20 protein-coding genes are annotated in these 21,790 nt (G+C 64.7%); 8 read left to right on the top strand and 12 right to left on the bottom strand.

The features are described from left to right. Positions 1 to 1,278, bottom strand: coding sequence for a glycosyltransferase family protein (locus JKL46_RS05345; RefSeq protein WP_201830524.1), 1,278 nt, complete (start codon positions 1,276 to 1,278; stop codon positions 1 to 3). A 240-nt stretch (positions 1,279 to 1,518) separates the two neighbouring features. Here JKL46_RS05345 and JKL46_RS05340 point away from each other — a divergent pair, with 240 nt between their 5' ends. From JKL46_RS05340 to JKL46_RS05330, 3 genes are all read left to right on the top strand, one after another. Beyond that, positions 1,519 to 4,146 carry an ABC transporter ATP-binding protein/permease gene (locus tag JKL46_RS05340; RefSeq protein ID WP_246529161.1) on the top strand — a complete coding sequence of 876 codons (2,628 nt, stop codon included), beginning with the start codon at positions 1,519 to 1,521 and terminating at the stop codon, positions 4,144 to 4,146. Then, entirely contained in the window at positions 4,143 to 4,589 is a 447-nt protein-coding gene (locus JKL46_RS05335; protein WP_201830520.1) for a Crp/Fnr family transcriptional regulator, read from the top strand. Before JKL46_RS05340 ends, JKL46_RS05335 begins: the two co-directional genes overlap by 4 nt. A 172-nt stretch (positions 4,590 to 4,761) precedes the next feature. Beyond that, a complete protein-coding gene (locus tag JKL46_RS05330) occupies positions 4,762 to 5,850 on the top strand; it encodes a transglycosylase SLT domain-containing protein (protein WP_201830519.1) in 1,089 nt (362 codons plus the stop codon). A 10-nt stretch (positions 5,851 to 5,860) separates the two neighbouring features. Here the strand turns inward: JKL46_RS05330 and JKL46_RS05325 are convergent, their stop codons facing one another. From JKL46_RS05325 to JKL46_RS05310, 4 genes are all read right to left on the bottom strand, one after another. Further along, entirely contained in the window at positions 5,861 to 6,526 is a 666-nt protein-coding gene (locus JKL46_RS05325; protein WP_201830516.1) for a DUF924 family protein, read from the bottom strand. Between the two features lie 81 nt (positions 6,527 to 6,607). After that, positions 6,608 to 6,844, bottom strand: coding sequence for an Lrp/AsnC ligand binding domain-containing protein (locus tag JKL46_RS05320; protein WP_114947155.1), 237 nt, complete (start codon positions 6,842 to 6,844; stop codon positions 6,608 to 6,610). 343 nt (positions 6,845 to 7,187) lie between these two features. After that, a complete protein-coding gene (locus tag JKL46_RS05315; RefSeq protein WP_201830515.1) occupies positions 7,188 to 8,492 on the bottom strand; it encodes a UDP-glucose dehydrogenase family protein in 1,305 nt (434 codons plus the stop codon). A gap of 18 nt (positions 8,493 to 8,510) precedes the next feature. Continuing rightward, positions 8,511 to 8,669, bottom strand: a complete 159-nt coding sequence (locus JKL46_RS05310) for a hypothetical protein (RefSeq protein WP_201830514.1) — start codon at positions 8,667 to 8,669, stop codon at positions 8,511 to 8,513. Here JKL46_RS05310 and JKL46_RS05305 point away from each other — a divergent pair. After that, positions 8,662 to 9,672, top strand: a complete 1,011-nt coding sequence (locus tag JKL46_RS05305) for an asparaginase (RefSeq protein ID WP_201830513.1) — start codon at positions 8,662 to 8,664, stop codon at positions 9,670 to 9,672. The two genes, JKL46_RS05310 and JKL46_RS05305, sit on opposite strands and share 8 nt — an antisense overlap. Positions 9,673 to 9,836: 164 nt before the next feature. On the opposite strand, the gene meaB is transcribed toward JKL46_RS05305, so the two are convergent. The 3 genes from meaB to JKL46_RS05290 all read right to left on the bottom strand — a co-directional run bounded on the left by meaB (position 9,837) and on the right by JKL46_RS05290 (position 12,465). Beyond that, the gene (gene meaB, locus JKL46_RS05300; protein ID WP_201830512.1) at positions 9,837 to 10,820 is read right to left on the bottom strand and encodes a methylmalonyl Co-A mutase-associated GTPase MeaB; all 984 of its coding nucleotides are present in this window, start codon (positions 10,818 to 10,820) and stop codon (positions 9,837 to 9,839) included. A gap of 57 nt (positions 10,821 to 10,877) precedes the next feature. Next, positions 10,878 to 11,366, bottom strand: a complete 489-nt coding sequence (locus tag JKL46_RS05295) for a GFA family protein (RefSeq protein WP_201830511.1) — start codon at positions 11,364 to 11,366, stop codon at positions 10,878 to 10,880. 340 nt (positions 11,367 to 11,706) lie between these two features. Then, positions 11,707 to 12,465: a DUF3750 domain-containing protein gene (locus tag JKL46_RS05290; protein WP_201830644.1), complete on the bottom strand. Its 759-nt coding sequence runs from the start codon at positions 12,463 to 12,465 to the stop codon at positions 11,707 to 11,709. A gap of 180 nt (positions 12,466 to 12,645) precedes the next feature. Here JKL46_RS05290 and JKL46_RS05285 point away from each other — a divergent pair, with 180 nt between their 5' ends. Beyond that, positions 12,646 to 13,617, top strand: a complete 972-nt coding sequence (locus JKL46_RS05285) for an alpha/beta hydrolase (protein ID WP_201830641.1) — start codon at positions 12,646 to 12,648, stop codon at positions 13,615 to 13,617. 123 nt (positions 13,618 to 13,740) lie between these two features. Continuing rightward, positions 13,741 to 14,103, top strand: coding sequence for a contact-dependent growth inhibition system immunity protein (locus JKL46_RS05280; RefSeq protein WP_201830510.1), 363 nt, complete (start codon positions 13,741 to 13,743; stop codon positions 14,101 to 14,103). Between the two features lie 39 nt (positions 14,104 to 14,142). Here the strand turns inward: JKL46_RS05280 and scpA are convergent, their stop codons facing one another. The 4 genes from scpA to JKL46_RS05260 all read right to left on the bottom strand — a co-directional run bounded on the left by scpA (position 14,143) and on the right by JKL46_RS05260 (position 19,567). Further along, positions 14,143 to 16,305, bottom strand: coding sequence for a methylmalonyl-CoA mutase (gene scpA / locus JKL46_RS05275; protein WP_201830508.1), 2,163 nt, complete (start codon positions 16,303 to 16,305; stop codon positions 14,143 to 14,145). A gap of 242 nt (positions 16,306 to 16,547) precedes the next feature. Beyond that, a complete protein-coding gene (locus JKL46_RS05270; RefSeq protein WP_201830498.1) occupies positions 16,548 to 16,916 on the bottom strand; it encodes a hypothetical protein in 369 nt (122 codons plus the stop codon). Positions 16,917 to 17,012: 96 nt separating this feature from the next. Then, positions 17,013 to 18,953, bottom strand: a complete 1,941-nt coding sequence (locus tag JKL46_RS05265) for a methylmalonyl-CoA mutase subunit beta (protein WP_201830496.1) — start codon at positions 18,951 to 18,953, stop codon at positions 17,013 to 17,015. Between the two features lie 230 nt (positions 18,954 to 19,183). After that, positions 19,184 to 19,567 carry a DUF2267 domain-containing protein gene (locus JKL46_RS05260; RefSeq protein ID WP_201830493.1) on the bottom strand — a complete coding sequence of 128 codons (384 nt, stop codon included), beginning with the start codon at positions 19,565 to 19,567 and terminating at the stop codon, positions 19,184 to 19,186. Positions 19,568 to 19,690: 123 nt separating this feature from the next. On the opposite strand from JKL46_RS05260, the gene JKL46_RS05255 reads away from it, so the two are divergent. Together JKL46_RS05255 and JKL46_RS05250 are read left to right on the top strand one after the other, a co-directional pair. Next, positions 19,691 to 21,229 carry a helicase HerA-like domain-containing protein gene (locus JKL46_RS05255; RefSeq protein WP_201830491.1) on the top strand — a complete coding sequence of 513 codons (1,539 nt, stop codon included), beginning with the start codon at positions 19,691 to 19,693 and terminating at the stop codon, positions 21,227 to 21,229. A gap of 22 nt (positions 21,230 to 21,251) precedes the next feature. Then, positions 21,252 to 21,713 (top strand): GNAT family N-acetyltransferase, encoded by a 462-nt coding sequence (locus JKL46_RS05250; protein WP_246529159.1) that lies wholly within the window; start codon positions 21,252 to 21,254, stop codon positions 21,711 to 21,713. The last annotated feature ends 77 nt before the right edge of the window (positions 21,714 to 21,790 follow it).

The following is a 21,790-nucleotide window of genomic DNA, read 5'->3' as shown; positions in this document are numbered from 1 at the left end:
CTACTCGGCCGCCTGATGATACGAAGGCGAGGACATGGTCTTCGTTTCCGCCAGGATTTTCAGGCGCTCCTGCACCCGGTCGAGTCCGTCGAGGAGGCCGGGGATCGTCACTTCCGATGGGCGCGGCTGCGACGACAGCGAACTTAGGGCGGCAGCCATTCGCTCGGGCGAGCGCTGCTCCTTGTAGTCGCTCAGCATGCTCACGAGTCCCAGACGCTCGCCCTCGACGGCGCGGATATATTGCTCGAGCCGCGGCCGGGTGCGCGGCACGATGAGCGTGCGCTTGTCGAAGGAAAGGGCCTCGCAGAAGGTATTGTATCCGCCCATGGCGACGATGGCGTCCGCCTTCTTCATGAGCCATTCGATCTTGTTGTCGAAGGACATCACGTCGAGTTTGGGCTGTTTGGCGATCCGTTCCACGAAGGAACGGCGCTTGTCCCGGTCGATGAACGGCCCGAACAGGATGAGGGCCGGCCGTTCGAGTTCCGCATCGGCCTCGTAGGCCGAGATCACCCAGTCGATCAGATCGTCCCCGTCGCCGCCGCCGCCGGTGGTCACCAGGATGAAGGGCTGCTTGGTGATCTTGGGATATTTGGTGAGAGACGGGGTCGGCGGCACGTCCCGGCGCAGGTAGCCGGTATAGGTGATCCGCTTTCTCACATGGGCTGGAAGGTTCAGCGCTTTGAGCGGCTGATAGACATCCTTGAGCCCGTAGACCCAGATCTCGTCGTAATAGCGGATAAGGGCTTCCTTCGCGCCCTTGCGCTCCCATTCCGGCACCAGAAGGGCCGGCTCGTCCATCACGTCGCGGATGCCGAGCACCAGGCGACATCCGGCGGCCTGCAGATAATCCAGGGCCGGCACGACCTCGCCGCGGAAGCCCGTCGGCTCCTTGTCGACGATGAACACATCCGGCTTGAAAGCCTGGGCCGCCTGGAGAATGAGGGCCTGGCGCAGGCCCACCGCCTCGTCGAGGCTCACATTGAGGTTGAGGCTGCGGTAGTCCCCGTCCGGCAGCTTGGTGACGCCGGGAATGCGGATGTAGTCGACGCCGCTGTCGAACTCGAAATTGCCGATGACCGGAGAGCCGGAAATGATGACGACGGAGGTATCGGGGCGGCCCTGGACGATGGCATTGGCAAGGGCTCGCGACCGGCGCAGATGTCCGAGGCCGAAGGTGTCATGACTGTAGATGAGGACCCTCGTGCCACCTGAAGACCCGGGCTGCACCGGGGAGGGACCTGCATCCCCATCGAAGTCCAACACCAGGTCTGCCATGCGGCTGCCCCATTGATCGGACGGGCGGTCGATTGACGGCGCGTCGCCCTTCTCTACCTTCTACGGTCCCCACCGATCAAAAAGGCGGTGCCCAAGATCGGAAAGAGGTTCATCCAGGGGTATAGAAGTGGTAACCGTTGGGCAATGGAAAAGAGCCTCTTCCGATATATTTGGAACCATTCGAAGCGCGACCAGCTGATTGTTCTCGCGGTAGTGCTGGGTTCTCTGCCGTTTTACTTCATGTCCCTCGATCTGCCTCGCCAGATCGTGAACCAGGCCATCCAGGGCGACGCCTACCGTGACGGCAACCCCACGGCGCCCTTCCTCCATCTCAGCTATGACCTTCCGGCATGGCTCGGAGGCAGCCATCTGGAGATCTTCGAGGGCTTCCAGGTCGGCCGCCTCGGCCTGCTTTTCGGCCTCTCGACCCTGTTCCTGTTCTTCGTCATCATCAACGGGGGGTTCAAGTACTGGATCAACGTCGCCAAGGGAATTCTGGGCGAGCGCATGCTGCGGCGCATGCGCTTCGACCTGTTCACAATGGTGCTGCGCTTCACGCCGGAGGCCCTGCGGACGGTCAAATCGTCCGAGACGGCAACGATCATCAAGGACGAAGTCGAACCCATCGGCGGCTTCATCGGGGATGCATTCATCACGCCGATTTTCCTGGGCATGCAGGCCATCACGGCGCTGGTCTTCATCATGATCCAGAACGTGTTGCTCGGCCTGATCGCACTTGGCGTGATCGCCATCCAGTTCACGATCATTCCCCGGCTGCGGCGCGAGCTTCTGAAGCTTGGAAAGCAGCGCCAGCTGGCATCCCGCGAGCTCGCAGGCCGCATCGCCGAAGTCCTCGACGGCATCGAGGTCGTGCACGTTCACAATTCCTATAACTGGGAACGCGCCGAGATCGGCCAACGCCTGTTCGATCTCTTCACAGTCCGGCTCAAGATTTATAACCGGAAGTTCTTCGTCAAATCCCTCAACAATTTCCTGGCGCAGCTGACCCCGTTCTTCTTCTATTCCATCGGCGGCTACTTCGCCCTGCGCGGTACGCTCGACATCGGCCAGCTCGTCGCGGTCATCGCCGCCTATCGCGAATTGCCGCCGCCTTTGAAGGAGCTGATCGACTGGGATCAGCAGCGTCTCGACGTTCAGGTGAAATACGATCAGGTCACCCAGCATTTCGCAGACGAGCGGCTCGGTCCGCTCATGCTCGAATCCGGCGAGGTGGCGGCCCAGGACGAGCCGCTCGTCGGACCGCTGGTCGGCGAGGATATCCGCGTCGCCGGTCCCCATGGGGACATGATCATCGAGGACGGCTCCTTCGCGGTCGACCTGCCTGCGAGCGTCGCGCTGGTGTCGAATGGCGGTGCCGCGGCAAGCCTCCTCGCGCGCATCGTCGCGCGGCGCAGTCAGGAATTCAGCGGCCGGGTCCGGATCGGCGAGCGCGATCTGGCGCAATTGCCCCGGTCCGTCGTCGGGCGCAGGATGGCCTATGCGGGCGTCGATCCGACCCTCTTCCCCGGCAGCATCCGCGATAACCTGATCTATGGCCTCCGCTCCAGGCCGTTGAGCAGGACCGAGGAGGACAAGCGGGATATGGACAAGCGCATCGCGGAGGCGCTCAGAACCGGCAATCCCGTCGAGAGCATCGCCGACCGGTGGGTCGACTACGAGAGCGTGGGCGCGAAGGACGAGGGCGATCTCGATCGCATCCTGATCGAACTCCTGGACCGGATCGGCATGGGCGATACCATCTATCTGTTCGGCCTTGCCGGCAGGATCGATCCAGACCGGGACAACACTCTCGCCGAGCGTGTGGTGGATGCCAGACATCGCCTGCGCGAGACCTTCCAGGCAAACGGCATGGCCGATCTGGTCGAGCCGTTCGACCCCGGACGCTACAACCGGCAGGCCTCGGTTGCGGAGAATCTTCTTTTCGGCGTGCCGATCTCCGACGAGTTCAAGGGGCGTAATCTCGCGGAAAACGGCAAGTTCCGCAGCGCCATCGACCGGGCTGGGCTGACCGACGATCTGGTGCATATGGGCGTGCAGATCGCAGAAACCATGACCGAAATCTTCGAAGGCCTGCCCCCGGGGCATTCGCTGTTCGAGCAGTTCTCCTTCATCGGAGCCGAGGAGCTGAAGGATTTCGAGGCCATCCTGCGCCGTCGCGGCCGGGGGGAGGGCAATCTGAAGGGCGATGACAGGACACGGCTCCTGGCCCTGCCGCTCGCCTATATCGAAGCCAGGCACCGTCTCGGTCTGCTCGACGAGCGAATGATGGGCCGGATCGTGGAGGCGAGAGGCCTTGTCCGCGAAGTCCTCGAAAATTCTGCCTCCGAAGGGGTCGAATTCTACGATCCGGAGCATTACTGCGCGGCGGCTCCGCTGCGGGACAATCTCCTGTTCGGGCGCATCAGCTATCAGGTCGCCAATGCGCGCCTCCGGGTTGCAGAGGCCGTCGCCGCGGTCGTCCGCGAGCTCAACCTGGAAGAGGATATCGAGCGGATCGGCCTGGATTATCAGGTCGGCACCGCCGGCAGGTTGCTGTCGCCGCAGGAGCGGGCGAGCGTCAGCCTGGTCCGGTGCCTAGTCAAGCGTCCCGACATCTTCGTGATCGATGGGGCACTCGCACCCTTCGACGAGGCCCGCAGCCAGCAACTGGTCGAGCTGCTGCTGGGGCTTTTCGACCAACAAAGCCTGTTCATGGTCTTGCCGAATGATCGACAGGCGGGCGCGTTCGATGTTCAGTTGCGCTTCCGCGACGGAAAGATCGTTACAGAAAAGACGGTCGCTCCGGCCCCCCGGTCCTCCCGACCGGAGCCGGACGCACCGCAACGAATAACAGGAGAGGTGGTATGACCCTTGAGGCAGAGGTTCAGTCCTTGCGGCAGGTGCCGATGTTTCGGGATGTGGATCCGGCCCGTCTGAAGCTGCTCGCCTTCACGAGCGAGCGGGTGCAGTTCGCCGGCGGCCAGCGCTTCTTCTCGCAGGGAGATCCGTCCGATGCGGCCTACGTGATCCTCGATGGGCGGGCCAGCGTCCTCCTCAACACGCCGGGCGGGGACATCCAGGTGGCGGAGCTGGGCGGCAACGCCCTCGTGGGCGAGATGGGCATCCTGTCCGACACGCCGCGCTCGGCCACCATCATGGCCGCGGAACCGACCACGGCGCTGCGAATCGACAAACGGGTCTTTCTCGAGCTTCTGGCCCAGTTCCCGCAGATGTCCCTGGCGATCATGCGCGAGCTCGCCAAGCGTCTCGAACGGACGAATGCGCAACTCGTCGCTCAATCCTCATCGTGACGGCTGAGACAATTCGCAGCTTTTGCGGGGAAAACTGCGGCTAAGGTTAACAAAAACCTGCTTCTTACGGCCAAGCTGACCGATTGTCGTCACAACTACCCGTCAACTCTTGTCTCAGAACGACACAAGGGACGGTCCGAGCGTCTAACCGGACCATGCGGGATGAGTGACAATGAGTAACGCGAGAACGCTGCTATGCGCGGTTCCGCAGCCTGTTGCGGATGCGCGCAGGTTCGGAAGCCTCCGCGGTTTTCTCCAATGCACCTTGGCCGCAGGCCTCCTTCTGGGCCTTCAGGGACTGACCGCCGGTCCCGCCGCCGTGGCCACTCTCCCGAGTGCACTGCTCGCAAGACCCATCGCTGCGCCCCCGGTGCGCGAGGACGTCACCGGGTCCGTCGTGATGGCCTCCGCCGATTTCACGCCGAAGCTTCTGACCACGCCGGGCCTGTTCAAGGATATCCTCGACGGCGCCTTTTCCCTCGTGAAGCCACGCCCCGCAAAGCCCGCACCCCAGGCCATCCCCGACGAAGTGGCAGGCGACCCCGACGAACTCATTCCGTTCAATGGGCGCACGGTGCCCCGATGGCTGGTCCACTCCATCCTCAAGGCGGCCCATGTGACTGGCGTCGACCCGGTCTACATGATGACCCTGGCGGATGTGGAATCGAGCCTCTCGCCGGAGGCCAAGGCGCCGACATCCTCCGCCCAGGGCCTCTTCCAGTTCATCGACAGCACCTGGATCGAGACCGTTTACCGCCATGCCGCCGATTATGGATTCGGTGCGGCCGCCGAAGCGATCGGCTACGTGAATGGCGACCTCGAGGTCGATTCGAAGAAGCGGGAATGGATCATGAGCCTGCGGACGGATCCGTTCTTCTCTGCTCTCATGGCCGGCGAGCTGATCAAGGACGTGGAGCGTGCATTGCAGGCCGAGGGCGAGCGGGAACTGGCCGAGGCGGAACTCTATCTCGCCCATTTCCTTGGCGCATCCAGTGCGGTTCGCTTCCTCGAGGTCCTCGATCAGGACCCGAACATGAAGGCCTCCAAGCTCTTCCCCAAGGCGGCCAAGGCCAATTCCGGGCTCTTCATGGAGGGCAAGGGCCGTAAGCGCCGCGCCGTCAGCGTGGCCGAACTCTACGACAGGATCGATTCGAAGATCGTCCGCCGCCTCGACCGTTACGAGGGCATCGGCCCCTATCTGGCCGAAATCGCCCGTCAGCCGGAGCGGACGACCGCCGAGGCGACGCCTCTCGTGCAGTGAGCGTACTCGTTCAGCCGACTGCGCTGATGGCCGAGGATGCGGAGGCCGGCAGCGAGCGCATGTGCACGAAATCGCCCTTCGCCAGATAAACCAGCTCGTCCGCGGTGGAGCGGCGCCCGAGAACCTCGTTCCGGTGCGGGAAGCGGCCGAAGCGGCAGATCACCTCGAGATTGGCCTGCGCCTGGCTGAGCGAGAACTGCCAGACGGGCTTGAGATGCTCCGGGGCCTCCTCGACCGCCTGTTCGGAGACCGCGACGATTCTCTTCAGGCGCTCGAGATGATCCGGCCCCTCCGCATGGGCGAGGGGAAGGAAGTAGAAGAATCTCTCATAAAGGCTTGTCAGGGCTTCATAATGCCCGTTCCGAAAGCCTTCCTCGGCGATCTTCAGTGTCTGCTCGTCGGAGGCGTAAGCTTCGGGGCTGCCAGCGAACAGGCCGCGGGGGAACTGGTCGAGCACGAGGATCAGGGAGAGCCGGCCGCGCGGCGTCTCGAGCCAGTGATCCAGCCGTCCGGCCATGGCCTCGTCGACCAGCGGCGCAAACTGCCCGAGTTCCGCATTGGCGCCGCCGCGCATCCACCACAGCAGCATGCGCCAGTGTTCGCCGATTTCCGCCTGCGAGAGGTCGATGGGGAACCAGAAGTCGTAGACCCTGCGCCAGTCCGCCCGAGATGACATGGGATTCACTCCGAGGAAGGAGTCTCGAGATTATTCCGGAAGCATCCGGTGCGCTGTGCTTTGTGTCACCTGAGGCGGGCGTCAGAACGCCTTGAACGTGATGATCGTGTGCGTGTCGGCGATCTCGGGGATGATCTGGACGTTCTCTGCGATGAAGTGGCCGATATCGACTCCGTCATCCACGTGGAATTTGGCGAGGATGTCGTAGTTGCCGGCTGTCGAGTAGATCTCCGAGGCGATTTCCCGGTCGGCGAGAGCATTCGCGACGGCGTAGGTCTTGCCGAGCTTGCACTTGATCTCGACGAAGAAGGTCTGCATGGGGCGCTCCGAGGATTCGACTGTCAGGGAGATATGGCACGGGATTGCGCTAGTGAGAACCTTCCTGTTTCCGCCGTGACGTCATTCCCGGCCTGCGGCCGCCGGGGATGACACCCTTCACGTCATGGCCGCACTTGTTGCGGCCACCCACGCCTTGGGAGCCGCCGCGCTGCAGAAGACGTGGGTCCCCGGAACAAGTCCGGGGATGACGTCGAGGGTAGGATGAGGGGCAGTGTCATTCCCGGCCGGAGCGCAGCGGAGGGGAAGGGAATCCATCAGCTCAACGCATGTGAGTGGATCCTCTTCCCGGCCTAGGGCCGCCGGGGATGACATGGGGAGCCCCTTACACCCTCCCGATGCTCACATAGGTGAAGCCGTGGCGGCGCATTTCCTCGGGCCGGTAGACGTTGCGCAGGTCGACCAGCACCGGGGCGGCGAGGGCGGTCTTCAGGCGGGCGAGATCGAGGGCGCGGAAGGCATCCCACTCGGTCACCAGCACCAGGGCATCGGCGCCGCGGGCGCAGTCGTACGGATCCTTGGTGTACTCGACATCCGTCAGGACGGCTTTTGCCGCCCCCATGCCTTCGGGATCGTAGGCCTTGATCCGCGCCCCGGCATCCTGCAGCGCCGTAATCACGTCAATGGAGGGAGCGTCGCGCATGTCGTCGGTGTTCGGCTTGAAAGTGAGGCCGAGCACGGCGACGGTCTTGCCCCGTACGGAGCCGCCGCAGGCGGCGATCACCTTGCGGCCCATGGCGCGCTTGCGCTGACTGTTCACCGCCGCCACGGTCTCGACGATGCGGATCGGCGCCTCGTAATCCTGGGCGGTCTTGATCAGAGCGAGCGTGTCCTTGGGGAAGCACGAGCCGCCATAGCCCGGACCGGCATGCAGGAACTTCGAGCCGATGCGGTTGTCGAGGCCGATGCCGCGGGCCACGTCCTGCACGTTGGCGCCCACCTGCTCGCAGAGATCCGCGATCTCGTTGATGAAGGTGATCTTGGTGGCGAGAAAGGCGTTGGCGGCGTATTTCGTCAGCTCCGCCGTGCGCCGGGACATGGCCAGCACTGGGGATTGGTTGAGATAGAGCGGGCGGTAGAGCTCGGTCATCACGCTCAGGCCGCGCTGGTCCTCGCTGCCGATGACGATGCGGTCGGGGCGCTTGAAATCGGCGATGGCGGCACCTTCCCGGAGGAACTCTGGGTTCGAGACCACGCAGAAATCAGCATCCGGCCTGACCTCGCGGATGACGCGCTCGACCTCGTCGCCGGTGCCGACCGGCACGGTCGATTTGGTCACGACCACGGTGTAGCCGTCCATGGCGGCGGCGATGTCGCGGGCGGCCTGATAGACATAGGAGAGGTCGGCATGTCCGTCGCCGCGGCGGGAGGGGGTGCCGACGGCGATGAAGACGGCCTCGGCGTTCCGGACCGCCTGCTGGAGATCGATGGAGAAGGTCAGGCGCCCTTCGCGGGTATTCTTGGCGACGAGCTCGGAGAGGCCCGGCTCGAAGATCGGGATCTCGCCCCGGTCGAGCGCTTCGATCTTGGCCGGATCCTTGTCGACGCAGCAGACATCATGGCCGAAATCCGCAAAGCAGGCGCCGGACACGAGGCCGACATAGCCTGCTCCGATCATCGCGACACGCATCGGGAACTCCCAGTTAGCTCAAGTTTCCGGTTTAGGGTGGTCTCGGTTTGGCTGCAAGCCGCGCATAGCTGCGATAAAGAGCAAGGATTTTCTTGGTTTTGAAACAATACCCCCTTTGACTTCTGGGTTAAGTGCCGCCAAAACACCGCCGCTTTCAAACGGGGCATTGATGAACAATCCTTTTCTTGTCGAGGTCACCCGCGGGAACCTGGTCGAGTCGCGCCATCGGGGCAGCGTCTCGGTGGTGGATGCCGAGGGTGCCACGGTTCTGTCGATCGGCGACGTGGACAGGCGCGTTTTTCCGCGCTCCGCCGTCAAGGCGCTGCAGGCCATGCCCCTGGTCGAGAGCGGCATCGCGGACAAGTACGGCCTGACCGACGAGGAGATCGCGCTCGCCTGCGCCTCCCATGCCGGAGAGCCGGAGCATGCGGCGGTGGCCAAGGCCATGCTCGCCAAGGCAGGCCAGGACGTCGGCTGTCTCGAATGCGGCACCCATTGGCCCCTGGGCGAGGCGGCCAGCCGGGCGCTCGCGGCGAAGGGTGCTAGCCCCAACGCCCTGCACAACAACTGCTCCGGCAAGCATGCGGGCTTCATCTGCCTCGCCTGTGGCCGGGGCCAGAACCCCAAGGGCTATGTCGGCGCCGACCACCCGGTGCAGCGCAGCGTGCGCGAGGCGATGGAGGAGATCACCGGCGCCTGCCACACGATCGAGAAGAGCGGCATCGACGGCTGCTCGATCCCGACCTATGCGATCCCGCTGCCCTCGCTCGCCTTCGGATTCGCCCGTTTCGGAACCGGCGCCGGCCTGCCGGGCGACGGCAAGGCGGCGGCAGCCCGGATCCGCAAAGCCGTGGCGCGCCACCCCTTCATGGTGGCCGGCACCGGCCTCTTCGACACCAGGCTCATGGAGCTTTTGGGCGAGCGCGCCTTCGTGAAGGTCGGGGCGGAGGGGGTCTATTGCGCCTCTTTCCCCGAACTCGGCTACGGCGTCGCCCTCAAAGCCGAAGACGGCAATTCCCGCGCCGCCGAGGCGATGATGGCGGGGCTGGTCCTGCGCTTCCTCACTCTGGCCTATGACGAGCGCAAGGCTGTCGAAGCCCTGGCGAATCCGGTGCTCAGGAACCGGAACGGTTTCGACGTCGGACAGCTGAGGGTGACATCGGAGATTTTGGGGGCCTGAGCACTCCGCCGATCGGTCCGGGAGGGGCTCGCACTCCATAGCCTCATCCTGAGAGGTTGTCTCAGAATTCATTGAAAGGCGCGGCGCCTTCTCCCTCCCCCCAAGGGGGGAGGAGAGTAAGTAGCGCGTTATGAGATTGACGATTCAACCTCCTCGGCCCCGCCTCAAATCCCCAAAAGCCTGACGATCTCGCTTGCCCCGGCATTCGGCGACAGGGCACCCTCGGCGATCGCCTTTTCGATGGCGGGCACGCGCTGGCGCAGGGCCGGATCGTGGGTGAGGCGCTCGTGCAGGCGCTCGTGCACCAGGGCCCACATCCATTTCGCATCCTGCGCGCGCCGCTTGGCGGCGAGTTCGCCCGTCGCCTCCAGGCGCTTTCGGTGGTCGAGAACCTTGGTCCAGAGCTCGTCGAGGCCCTGGCCGGTCAGGCCCGACACGGTGAGCACCGGCGGCGTCCAGGCGGCGGTGGCCGGCGTCAGGATATGGAGGGCGGCCTTGTATTCGGCCGCCGCCGCCTTGGCCTTCACGCCCGCATCGTCCGCCTTGTTGACGGCGATCAGGTCGGCGAGCTCCAGAATCCCCTTCTTGATGCCCTGCAACTCGTCACCGGCGCCCGGCAGCATGAGGACGAGGAAGAAATCGGTCAGATCCGCGACCGCCGTCTCCGACTGCCCGACGCCGACGGTCTCGACCAAGATCACGTCGAAGCCGGCGGCCTCGCAGAGCAGCATTGTCTCGCGGGTCTTGGCGGCGACACCGCCGAGCGTGCCGGAGGAGGGGGAGGGGCGGATGAAGGCGTTCGGGTCCGTCGACAGCCGCGCCATGCGGGTCTTGTCGCCGAGAATCGCGCCGCCGGTGCGGGTCGAGGAGGGGTCGACCGCCAGCACCGCCACCTTGTGGCCCTTCCCGGTCAGCATCGAGCCCAGCGTGTCGATGGCGGTGGACTTGCCCACCCCCGGAACGCCGGTGATGCCGATGCGCACCGCATGGCCGGTGCGCGGCATCAGCTCCTGCAGCAGCGCACGGGCCGCCTCGCGGTGATCGGGCCTTCGCGATTCCATGAGCGTGATGGCGCGCGCCAGCGCCGCGCGGTCGCCTTGGGCGACCATCTCCGCCGTCACTGCCTTCTTCGCTGAGCCCCCGGTCATGGGAGAGCTTTAGCGCATCGCGGGGAAAAGTGGATCTGGTTTCTCGACCATCTGGCCTCACCCGGAACCGAGGATGGCCCGGCGGCGCTCCAGGCTGGCCGAGGGCCAGAGGCTCTGCATGTCGTAATAGACGTCGTAAGCTGGCGTCCGCTCGGGCAGCGAAAACCAGGGTAGCTTGGATCGCGTGAAGATATGAACGTCGGGCGGAACCGCTTCCGGCTCGTCCAAGGTTCCCACGCGCACGAACCGCAGCGCCGGACGTCGCCCATAATCGCTCCACAGGGCCGTCTGGCAGGACGAACAGCGGTAGACGTCGTGAGGACGGCCACTGTCGGTGGGCATGTTCGTGGCGACAGGCTCGCCTTCGATGAGCTCGATGCAGGCTGTCTCGATCAATGCATTCACGACGAAGGCGCTGCCCGTCTGGCGCTGGCAATCACGGCAGTGGCAGCAATGCACGAACATCGGCGCTCGGGTCAGCCGGTAGCGAACCGCCCCGCAGGCGCAGCTACCCTTCAGATCCCGTCCCCGTTCAACCTCGCTCATGACCGCTCGGTCCCCGCCGTGATGTTTCGACGAGGGCGATTCATTCGTCGATACGAGCCTTTCGGCAACATGAACTTTCCGACAAGTCACGTTATGGAAGAAGGAATCCAGCTTCACCTTCTATCTGGGGTGTTCCCGAGATCCGTTCTTGCTGCCGCAGCCCTACCTCTCCCCGGTGGGGAGAGGTCGAGCGCAGCGATGGTGAGGGGGAGAGCGCTTTCCGGATAGACCTGTGACTCACCCGCCGCGCTGACGCGCGTCGACCTCTCCCGCAAGGAGAGGTGAACCCGCGCCTTTTCTTCGAACGCGAACAGCGCAGACTTCGCTATCATTCAGCAAATCACCACATGATCGGATCCATGCCGATTCGTCCCCAGGCGGGGATCTTGATCGCCGGGCGGCGCACGTCGATTCCGGCGACGAGACCCATGAAGTCGATCTCGAGCCCTTCGACCCAGCCCAGCGCCACGCCGGCATAGCCGCCGAGCGAAATCTGCACGCCGGTCCGGCTCGGGGTCAGGCCGACGATGTCGCGCCAGGGCTGCCAGTCCTTGCCGAGCGCCGTCGGCGGCAGCGCCGCGCTGAGCTCGGGCACGGAGCGCATCACATGGGCGACGAAGGTGTTCGAGTTCGGGCCCGGCCAGGCGTTGTAGGCGCCGAAGGTCTGGTAGGGGTAGCTCGTGACCGCCTTCCGGACCTGAGGGATCAGCCGCTCGGCCTCAGGCCCCTCGATGACGATGACGGGATGCGGCGCATTGCCGAACCAGCGCCCGTCCGGCGCCCAGCCGTTGGTGCGCACCGGGCTGCCCCAGCCGACCTTGTCGTAGCGGGTGTATTGAGGGGCGCCGGCCTCCTTCACCACCACCCAGGTGTGATGGGCGAAGATGCCGCGCCAGCGGCCGACCCGCGCGGCATAGACCGCGACGATGGCCTGGGGCGCCTCCGTGGCCGCTGGCAGGAGCTTGGCGCTCGACCAGTCGGCGGCGATCCGGTTCGGCGCGATATCGTCGCGCATCGCCCACCAGAGCGCATGGGCGCCGAGCGGAAAGAGAAACAGGCCGATGATGACGAGAAAGATGCGGGACAGAAAAGCGAGCATCACGGCAAGGTAACGTGCGCGGCCTCCGGCCATCAAGGCGACAGGCGGGCGCGGGTGTTCACCATTGCTTTACCGTGGCAGGAGGCCATGTAGGGATCGACAGGGCTCTGCCTTGCGCCCGCCATGATCGGGAGCAACACAGCGCTACCGCCCTTCCGTCTCCTCGCACCCTCCGGCTCCATGTTCTTCTCCATTCCGCGTCTCGCCTTCGTCTGCCTTGCCAGTCTCGCCCTTTCCGGCTGCCTCGGGGAGGAATCGGCGCTCGTCAGCCCGGTCTCGTCCCAGGTCGGCCTCGCGCGGGACCCGAAGCTCCTCGTCGCGACCACGCGCCTGCCCGTGGGCGATCCTTTGCGCAAGCCCTGGTTCAGCAGCGAGCGCTCGCCCGACATGATCTTCGCCGAGGCGCGCCTGACGCCGCCCTCCGATTCCCTCATCGGGCGCAGCGACTGGAGCATCGCCAAGGTCGACCACGTGGATCGCAGCAACGCGGCGCAGGCGTTTGCCCAGGCGGCCTTCGGCCACAACCTGCTGCTCTACATCCACGGCTACAAGGAAAGCTTCGAGACCGCGGCCACCTCCACCGTCGATCTCTCCGAGGGCATCAAGTTCGCGGGCGTCACGGGGCTCTTCACCTGGCCCTCCGCCGCCTCGACCTTCAGCTACGTGGCCGACCGCGAAAGCGCCATGTGGTCGCGCGATTCCCTCGAGGACCTGCTCACCGCCATCGCCAAGACGCCGAGCGGCGGGCGCATCCACATCGTGGCGCACAGCATGGGCACGATGCTGACCCTCGAGACGCTGCGGATGCTGCGCGCCTCAGGCGGCGAGAGCGCCATGGATCGCATCGGCGCGGTGGTGCTGGCAGCCCCCGACATCGACATCGACCTTTTCGCCCGCGGACTCGAGCGTCTGGGGCCGGATGCGAAGAAGATCACCGTGATCAGCTCCACCAACGACCGCGCGCTCGCCGTCTCGAGCCGCCTCGCCGGCGGCATCATCCGCGCCGGCGCCGCGGACCGCGAGCGGCTCGAATCGCTGGGCGTGCGCGTCGCCGACGCCTCCGAATTCGGCGGCGGCATCATCAACCACGATCTCTTCCTGTCGAACAAGGAAGTGCAGCAGGTGGTGAAGCGGGCGATCGAGCGGTCTTAGCAACTCCAATTTTTCGCTCAAGAGGCTCAACGAGCGTGACATTGAACTCTGTCTGTGCCTTTATTCTCTTATTAGAAAGGTTTGCTCACCGCAGTACTGTTATGTGAGCTGAGCGCAGCAGCAATGACGCGAACAGACATCTTCGATCGTTCCAAGTCATTAGAAGAGCTGGAAGGCGTATATTGGCTCAGGCCTGATTTTGATTCTTATGTTGTTAGAACAACGCATGCACTGAGGCGAAAGCCTCTCAAGGCTCTGACTGTTGAGGAGGTCAGACTTGGCATAGGGCAGGAAATTGGGCTGCCGTATCTTGTACCCATAGCGCTTGAGTGGCTTAAACGTGATCCGGGTATCAGCGGTGACTCATATGAAGGCGATCTCTTTCAAGCCGTTCTTCATGTGCCAAAGTCGTTTTGGACTTGCCGGCCCGATCTGCGGGAGTGGTTCGAAAGCATAGCCAAATCTATTCCAGCGAATGACACTTAAACATAATCTGTATGATCGAAAATAATACGCTGTAGAACGCTACTCCGCCGCCTGCTTCGGCCCGTATCCGAGCCTGCGGTTGAGATCCTCGATGAGTCCGACCGCCGCATCCGCAATCACCGTTCCCGGCGGGAAGATCGCGGAGGCGCCAGCCTCGGTAAGAGCGTCGAAATCCTGCGGCGGGATCACGCCGCCGACCACGATCATGATGTCGTCGCGGCCGTACTTTGCGAGTTCGCCTCTCAGCTCCGGCACCAGCGTGAGATGGCCTGCGGCGAGTGAGGACACGCCGATGATGTGCACGTCGTTCTCGATCGCCTGACGCGCGGCTTCTCCGGGCGTTGCGAAGAGGGGCCCGATATCCACGTCGAAGCCGAGATCAGCAAAGGCCGAGGCGATCACCTTCTGGCCGCGGTCGTGCCCGTCCTGGCCCATCTTGGCCACCAGAATGCGCGGGCGCCTTCCGTCGTCGTGCTCGAACTCTTCCACCAGCTGGCGGATTTTCTCCACGGCTGGCGATGCCATGCCGACCTCCCGCTTGTAGACCCCTGAGATCGCCTTGATCTCGGCCCGGTGACGGCCCCAGACCTTTTCCAGCGCATCGGAAATCTCGCCCACCGTCGCCTTGGCGCGCGCCGCCTTCACGGCGAGGTCGAGCAGGTTGCCCTCAGTGGACGCCGCCTGCGACAAAGCCGCGAGAGCCGCATCCACATCGGCCTGGTTGCGCTCGGCTTTCAGGCGCTTCAGCTTGTCGATCTGGCTCGCGCGCACGGCGGCGTTGTCGACTTTCAGGATGTCGATCGATGCCTCGTCCGTCGTCTTGAAGCAGTTCACGCCAACGATCTTCTGGTGGCCTGAATCGATGCGCGCCTGCGTACGTGCGGCCGCTTCCTCGATCTTCAGCTTCGGGATGCCGGCCTCGATGGCCTTCGCCATGCCGCCGAGCTCCTCGACCTCCCGGATATGCGCCCACGCCTTCTGCGCCAGCTCGTAGGTGAGGCGCTCGACATAATACGAACCACCCCACGGATCGATGATGCGCGTGGTGCCGCTTTCCTGCTGCAGGAAGAGCTGCGTGTTGCGCGCGATGCGGGCGGAGAAGTCGGTCGGCAGCGCCAGCGCCTCGTCGAGGGCGTTGGTGTGCAGCGATTGCGTATGCCCTTGTGTTGCCGCCATCGCCTCGACGCAGGTGCGGGTGACGTTGTTGAACACGTCCTGTGCCGTCAGCGACCAGCCGGAGGTCTGCGAATGCGTGCGCAAGGGGAGCGACTTTTCGCTCTGCGGGTCAAAACCCTTCACGAGCTTGGCCCAGATCAGGCGCGCGGCGCGCATCTTGGCCACTTCCATGAAGAAGTTCATGCCCACCGCCCAGAAGAACGACAGGCGCGGCGCGAATTGATCGATGGTCAGCCCTGCAGCGATGCCGGCGCGGATGTATTCGACGCCGTCGGCGAGCGTGTAGGCGAGCTCGAGGTCCTGCGTCGCGCCGGCCTCCTGCATGTGGTAGCCGGAGATCGAGATCGAGTTGAACTTCGGCATGTTCGCGGAGGTGTAGGCGAAGATGTCGGAGATGATGCGCATCGACCCTTTCGGCGGATAGATATAGGTGTTGCGCACCATGAATTCTTTGAGGATGTCGTTCTGGATCGTGCCGGAAAGCTTGCTCGCGGGAACGCCCTGTTCCTCCGCCGCGACGATGTAGAGCGCGAGCACGGGCAGCACCGCGCCGTTCATGGTCATCGACACGCTCATCTTATCGAGCGGGATACCGGCGAACAGGGTGCGCATGTCGTAGATGGAATCGATCGCGACGCCCGCCATGCCCACATCGCCCGAGACGCGCGGATGGTCGGAATCGTAGCCGCGATGGGTGGCGAGATCGAAGGCGACCGAGAGGCCTTTCTGGCCGGCGGCGAGGTTGCGGCGGTAGAAGGCGTTCGAATCCTCGGCCGTGGAGAAGCCCGCATACTGACGCACGGTCCAGGGCTGGTTGACGTACATGGTGGGGTAGGGGCCGCGAAGATACGGCGCGACGCCCGGGAACGTGTCGAGGAAATCGAGTCCGGTGCGGTCCTCAGGCCCGTAGGCTCCCTTCACCGCAATCCCCTCCGGCGTCAGCCAGGGCTCTGCCTTCGGCGCCGGCGAGGCTGCCAGGGGCGCGTCGGCGAAGGCGATCTTTGAGAGGTCCGGGATGCTGGTCATGGCCTTGGAACGGGTGCCTTGGACGGATGAAACGATGTCAACGGCGTCATTCTAGGGCATCGGGCAGGCGGAGGCTATCGGCGCATGGTCGGAGGGGGCGTGTGACAACCCTCGACGTCATCCCCTCTAACGCCCTATAACATCATCCCCGGGCCTGGCCCGGGGACCCACGTCTTGGGAGCGTTGTGCTTCCTGAAGGCGTGGGTCGCCGCAACAAGTGCGGCCGTGACGGCAGCGGATCATCACCCCCGCCTCTCCGCATTCCAATAGCCCGAGCAGACCCGTCCTCCGGCGGTCGACCAGGTGCCGCGCCCTGCCGGGCCCGAAAGACGGCCCGAGACGTTGGCGCGGTCCTGGCCGCGGGAGATGCTGGCCGAGACGGAGCCGTTCGGGCTGACCTGGCCGTTCACGTTGAAATTCTCCGGCCCGCCGTAGCGGGCACGGCCGTTCTGGACGATCACGGCGTAGCGATAGGCCCGGTCGCAGGCGCCCTGCTCGGTGACCACCTCCACGCTCCAGTTGCCGTCGAACCGGTTGGTCTGGGCCTGAACCTGAGGGGCAAGAATGCAGGCCGCGGCCAGGGCCACACCAAACGAGGGGATCATACGCATCGAGCACTCCGGAACCTGCATGTCGGGCAACACCAACGTGAGCCCCACGGGCAGGTTCCTGCCGCGCCTTTCAGCTTTGCGTGAGGCCTGGAGAATTCAGGCGCAAGCCTCGTCGAGAGCTTGACTCAGAAGCTTGAGGGTGTCGCATCCGGTGAAGATGAAAGTGGTGACGCCGGCGCCTTTCCATGCCTCTTCATGCCTTCCTGGGCGCCCTGCGAGATGGATGAGGGGAGATCCGGCCGATCGCAAGGTTTCTGCGGTCTCCACAGCGTGTTTCTCGTAAATCTCATCTGTCGAGCAGATGCAGGACAGCTTCGCTTTGCTGTCGAGATAGGCCTGACGGAGCTTGTCCTGGTCCGAAAACCCGTCATTCGTGATCGCGTCTATTCCTGCCGCCTCGAAGAAATTCTTGGCGAAGGTCGCGCGCGCCGTGAAGGCAGCGATGGGGCCGAGATTGGCGAGGAAAACCCTCGGCCGCTCCCCGGTCTTCGCGAGATGCGCATCGGCGCGGTCCCGCAGGCGCTCGAACGGCTCGGCGGTGCGGATGGAGGGCAGGGGGGCGATGGTGGCCTTCCCGTCCTGCTCTCTCCCCCCTTGTGGGGGAGAGTTGGAGAGGGGGGTGCTGGCGCCATCCCTTTTAGGTTCAGCGCTCACACCCCCACCCCTGACCCCTCCGCACAAGGGGGAGGGGAAAAGGACCGTGACCTCTGCCTCGCCGATATTCGGGAACTCGCTCGTGCCGGTGATCGGTTCCCGCCGTGTCGCGATCGCCTTCTCCCGCTGCGCCCGGACAGTGGCGATGCGGGCCTGGAGCTTGCCGGCCTGCAGGCTCTCCAGCATGCCGCCCTCACGCTCGATCTCCTGGAACAGCGCCCAGGCCTTCTCGCACAACGCCTCGGTCAGCGCCTCGAAGCCGCCGGCGCCGGCGGCCGGATCGGCCACGCGGGCGAGGTTCGATTCATCGAGCAGGATCAGTTGCGCGTTCCGGGCGATGCGGCGGGCGAAGGCATCGGGCAGGCCGAGCGCCGCCGTGAACGGCAGCACCGTGATCCCGTCCGTGCCGCCGATGCCGGCGGAGAAGGCGGCGATGGTGGTGCGCAGCATGTTCACCCACGGATCGCGCCGCGTCGTCATGCGCCAGGCGGTTTCCGCATGCAGGCGGATCGGCTTTGAGTCCAAGCCGCAGGCCTGCTCGATGCGCGCCCAGAGCCGGCGCATGGCGCGCAGCTTGGCGATTGTGAGGAACTCGTCCGCATCGGCGACCAGCAGAAACGAGAGCAGGTCGCGGGCGCCATCGAGCGTATGGCCATGAGCCTCCAGAGCCCGCAGATAGGCGACGCCGATCGCGAGTGCGGCTGCGAGTTCCTGCGCCTCGCTGGCTCCGGCCTCGTGGCAGGCCCGCGCGTCGACGCGCAGCATCGGCGCCTTGAAGCCCTGGTCTTTCAGTGTCGAGGCAGTCGTCGCGACACGCTGAGACAGGTCGGTCCACGGGAGAACGATCTGCCCCGTTCTCGCGATGTCGCCGAGCGGATCGAGACCGAAATCGATCGTGAGCGCGGCCGGGTCGAGCCCGCGGCGCTTGACGAGCTCGGAGACTTTTTCGGCGACGAGCCGGCCCATGAAGGGCGCGGTTTCGATCTTGAGGGCGATGAGGTCGAGCATTACGCCGGAGAGCGCCCGGTCGAGATCGTCGACACTGTCGATGCCGACACCGAAACCGCGCGCGGATGGCGCTCCCGCAAAGACGAGATTCAGGGAATCGGCACCGCCTTCGAGATCGAGCAGCGCGAGCTCGTTCGCCTTCCCCGGATCGGGATGGTCGACCCGCTGCGACAGGCGCCAGCGGCCCGCCTGCCTGCGCGCGACCGGCGCCGATCCTTCCGCCTTCGGATAGAGCGGCTGGATCGCGATGCCGTCATGGGTGCGGGCGACGAGCTTCTTCCCGAAATCCGCGCCCTTCAATACGCCCTCGACGCGCTCGAGCCATTGCTCGCGCGTCGCTTGCGGGAAATCGGAGGCTAGGTTGAGGTCGTCCATGACAGCTCTCGTCCGGCAGCAGCGGAAATTTTGCGGGACGATACCGGGTCCGGGCGGCGGTGGGAATGCACAAAAGGATAGGTGGCCGAAGGTCCGGATACAGCTCTCTCGGTCGTCATCTCCATCCTCTAGCGTCATCCCCGGACTTGGTCCGGGGACCCACGTCTTTCGAGCGTTGTGGCTCCTGAAAGGCGTGGGTGGCCGGGACAAGCGCGGCCATGACGGAGAGATTAGACGAACTGCGAAAGCCCTGGGATGGAGCCCATGATGGCGCCCATCGTATCCTCGCCGGCCTTCTCGCGGCCATAGGCGAAGAGTTCCTTTCCGAGGGGCTGCATCTGGCCCATCGACACGCCGATGCCCATGAGCTGGCCGCCGAGCGCCATCACGCCGCCGCCCATGGAGCCCATCATGCCCATGAGGCCGCCGCCACTGCCGCCGTTCTTCGATTCGTCGATCGCCTCCTGGGCGCCTGGCAGGGCCGCGACGAGCTGGTCGACCTCGGTCTGGGGTCCCTCCTTCTGGAGATAGCCGAGAATGATGCCGATGGCCTTCCGCGCCGTCGCCTGATCGAGGCCGGTCTTCTGCGTCACGCGAGCGATGAGCTCTTCCATATGATTCTCCTGGGGCGGGTGAAAAGGCGATAGTTCATAGCTAAACTGTTAAATCAAGAAGCTCGAGAGTGGAAACTCGCCACGAGGCATCTAAGATCCTTGAGAGGATTCTGGAGAGACACGATGCTTGAGGACGGGAAGATCTTCATCGGCAAGAGCACCAAGCCGGAATATCTGGAGCTGCGGCTCGCCAACCGCCACGGCCTCGTGACAGGCGCGACCGGCACCGGCAAGACCGTGTCGCTGCAGGTGCTGGCGGAAGGTTTCTCCAGCGCGGGCGTCCCCGTTTTCGCCGCCGACATCAAGGGCGATCTCTCCGGCATGGCGGCGCCCGGCAACGGCAAGGAGCCCCTGATCAAGCGCGCGAAGGAGATCGGCATCGAATACGTGCCGGACGAATTCCCCGTCGTGTTCTGGGATCTCTTCGGCGAGCAGGGGCATCGGGTGCGGGCCACCATCTCCGAGATGGGGCCGCTGCTGCTCTCACGCCTGCTCGACCTCAACGACACGCAGGAGGGCGTGCTCAACATCGCCTTCCGCATCGCCGACGAGCAGGGCCTCCTGCTGCTCGATCTGAAGGATCTGCGCGCTCTGCTGCAGCTCATCTCCGACAATGCGGGACAGCTTACGACGACTTACGGCAACGTGTCGAAGGCCACCGTCGGCACGATCCAGCGCCAGCTTCTCGTGCTGGAGAACCAGCAGGGCGACGAGTTTCTCGGCGAGCCGGCGCTCGCCATCAAGGACCTGATGCGCACGGACCGCGACGGGCGCGGCGTGGTGAACATCCTGGCGGCGGACAGGCTGATGAGCAATCCGCGCCTTTACGCGACATTCCTCCTCTGGCTCATGTCGGAGCTGTTCGAGGAACTCCCCGAGGTCGGCGATCTCGATCAGCCCAAGATGGTGTTCTTCTTCGACGAGGCGCATCTCCTCTTCAACGATGCGCCGAAGGCTCTGATCGAGACGGTCGAGCGCGTCGTGCGTCTCATCCGCTCGAAGGGCGTCGGCGTCTATTTCATCACGCAGAACCCGGTCGACATTCCGGAGAGCGTATTGGCGCAGCTCGGCAACCGGGTGCAGCATGCCTTGCGCGCCTATACCCCGCGCGAGCAGAAGGCCGTGCGCGTGGCGGCGCAGACTTTTAGGCAGAACCCCGCATTCAGCACCGAGAAGGCGATCACCGAACTCGGCGTCGGCGAAGCCCTCGTGTCGACCCTGGAAGGCAAGGGCGCGCCGTCCATGGTGGAGCGCACCCTCATCGCCCCGCCCATGGCGCAGGTCGGCCCCATTGAATTGTCACAGCGCCAGCAGATCATCGCGGCAAGCCCGCTGAAGGGGAAATACGACCAGGCGATCGATCCGGAATCCGCCTATGAGATGCTCGCCAAGCGCGCCGAGCAGGCGGCGGCCGAGGCGAAGGCGGCGGAGGGGGGAGGCGGCATTCTCGACATGCTCGGGGGGCTCTTCGGAACCTCGGGAGCGCGCAAGGGCTCGATGACGACCACTCAGCGCGTGACGCGCGAAGTAACCCGTACCATCGTCAACCAGACGGTGGGCAATCTCGCGGCCGAGATCGGCAAGTCCATCGGCGGCCGGCAGGGCAGCTCCATCGGCCGCGCCATCGTGCGCGGGACGCTGGGCGGTCTGCTGAGACGGTAACCGTCAGCCGGGATCATGAGCGATGTCGATGAAGCAGGACATCCGCCTCGCATGCCCTCAGGATCTCGGCGCGGTCGAGGCCATCGTGGAGGCTGCCTATTCAGGGTACATCCCGCGCATCGGGCAAAAGCCCGGACCGATGCTCGAGGACTATTCCGCTCTGATCGCTGAGCGCTGCGTCCATGTGCTCGTCGCCGGGAACGAGATCGCCGGAATCCTCGTTCTTCTGCCCGACGACGGGGCCATGCTTCTCGACAATGTCGCCATCCACCCGGATCGGCAGGGACATGGGTACGGTCGGGCGCTGATCGCCCATGCGGAGAAGATCGCCCGCGAACGGGGGTTCAAGGCCATCCGGCTCTACACGAACGAGGCCATGACCGAGAATATCGGCCTCTACGAGCGGCTGGGCTTCGTCGAAACCCATCGCGGCGAGGAGAAGGGGTTTCGGCGCGTCTACATGACGAAGGCGCTGGCCCCGTAAACCCGCGTCGAAACCGCATACTTGCGATCCCCCGGGAGATGAGGGTAGGTCTTGGGGCGACCCTTCCACAAGGCAGA

It is taken from the genome of Microvirga zambiensis WSM3693 (assembly GCF_016735695.1).
GTDB lineage: Bacteria > Pseudomonadota > Alphaproteobacteria > Rhizobiales > Beijerinckiaceae > Microvirga > Microvirga zambiensis.
This window is presented reverse-complemented; position numbering and strand designations above follow the sequence as displayed.

Bases quoted from the DNA above. Each gene is read 5' to 3' on its own strand.
- JKL46_RS05345 (WP_201830524.1), bottom strand. From the start codon at position 1,278: ATGGCAGACCTGGTGTTGGACTTCGATGGGGATGCAGGTCCCTCCCCG.
- JKL46_RS05340 (WP_246529161.1), top strand. From the start codon at position 1,519: ATGTCCCTCGATCTGCCTCGCCAGATCGTGAACCAGGCCATCCAGGGC.
- JKL46_RS05335 (WP_201830520.1), top strand. From the start codon at position 4,143: ATGACCCTTGAGGCAGAGGTTCAGTCCTTGCGGCAGGTGCCGATGTTT.
- JKL46_RS05330 (WP_201830519.1), top strand. From the start codon at position 4,762: ATGAGTAACGCGAGAACGCTGCTATGCGCGGTTCCGCAGCCTGTTGCG.
- JKL46_RS05325 (WP_201830516.1), bottom strand. From the start codon at position 6,526: ATGTCATCTCGGGCGGACTGGCGCAGGGTCTACGACTTCTGGTTCCCC.
- JKL46_RS05320 (WP_114947155.1), bottom strand. From the start codon at position 6,844: ATGCAGACCTTCTTCGTCGAGATCAAGTGCAAGCTCGGCAAGACCTAC.
- JKL46_RS05315 (WP_201830515.1), bottom strand. From the start codon at position 8,492: ATGCGTGTCGCGATGATCGGAGCAGGCTATGTCGGCCTCGTGTCCGGC.
- JKL46_RS05305 (WP_201830513.1), top strand. From the start codon at position 8,662: ATGAACAATCCTTTTCTTGTCGAGGTCACCCGCGGGAACCTGGTCGAG.
- meaB (WP_201830512.1), bottom strand. From the start codon at position 10,820: ATGACCGGGGGCTCAGCGAAGAAGGCAGTGACGGCGGAGATGGTCGCC.
- JKL46_RS05295 (WP_201830511.1), bottom strand. From the start codon at position 11,366: ATGAGCGAGGTTGAACGGGGACGGGATCTGAAGGGTAGCTGCGCCTGC.
- JKL46_RS05290 (WP_201830644.1), bottom strand. From the start codon at position 12,465: ATGCTCGCTTTTCTGTCCCGCATCTTTCTCGTCATCATCGGCCTGTTT.
- JKL46_RS05285 (WP_201830641.1), top strand. From the start codon at position 12,646: ATGTTCTTCTCCATTCCGCGTCTCGCCTTCGTCTGCCTTGCCAGTCTC.
- JKL46_RS05280 (WP_201830510.1), top strand. From the start codon at position 13,741: ATGACGCGAACAGACATCTTCGATCGTTCCAAGTCATTAGAAGAGCTG.
- scpA (WP_201830508.1), bottom strand. From the start codon at position 16,305: ATGACCAGCATCCCGGACCTCTCAAAGATCGCCTTCGCCGACGCGCCC.
- JKL46_RS05270 (WP_201830498.1), bottom strand. From the start codon at position 16,916: ATGCGTATGATCCCCTCGTTTGGTGTGGCCCTGGCCGCGGCCTGCATT.
- JKL46_RS05265 (WP_201830496.1), bottom strand. From the start codon at position 18,953: ATGGACGACCTCAACCTAGCCTCCGATTTCCCGCAAGCGACGCGCGAG.
- JKL46_RS05260 (WP_201830493.1), bottom strand. From the start codon at position 19,567: ATGGAAGAGCTCATCGCTCGCGTGACGCAGAAGACCGGCCTCGATCAG.
- JKL46_RS05255 (WP_201830491.1), top strand. From the start codon at position 19,691: ATGCTTGAGGACGGGAAGATCTTCATCGGCAAGAGCACCAAGCCGGAA.
- JKL46_RS05250 (WP_246529159.1), top strand. From the start codon at position 21,252: ATGTCGATGAAGCAGGACATCCGCCTCGCATGCCCTCAGGATCTCGGC.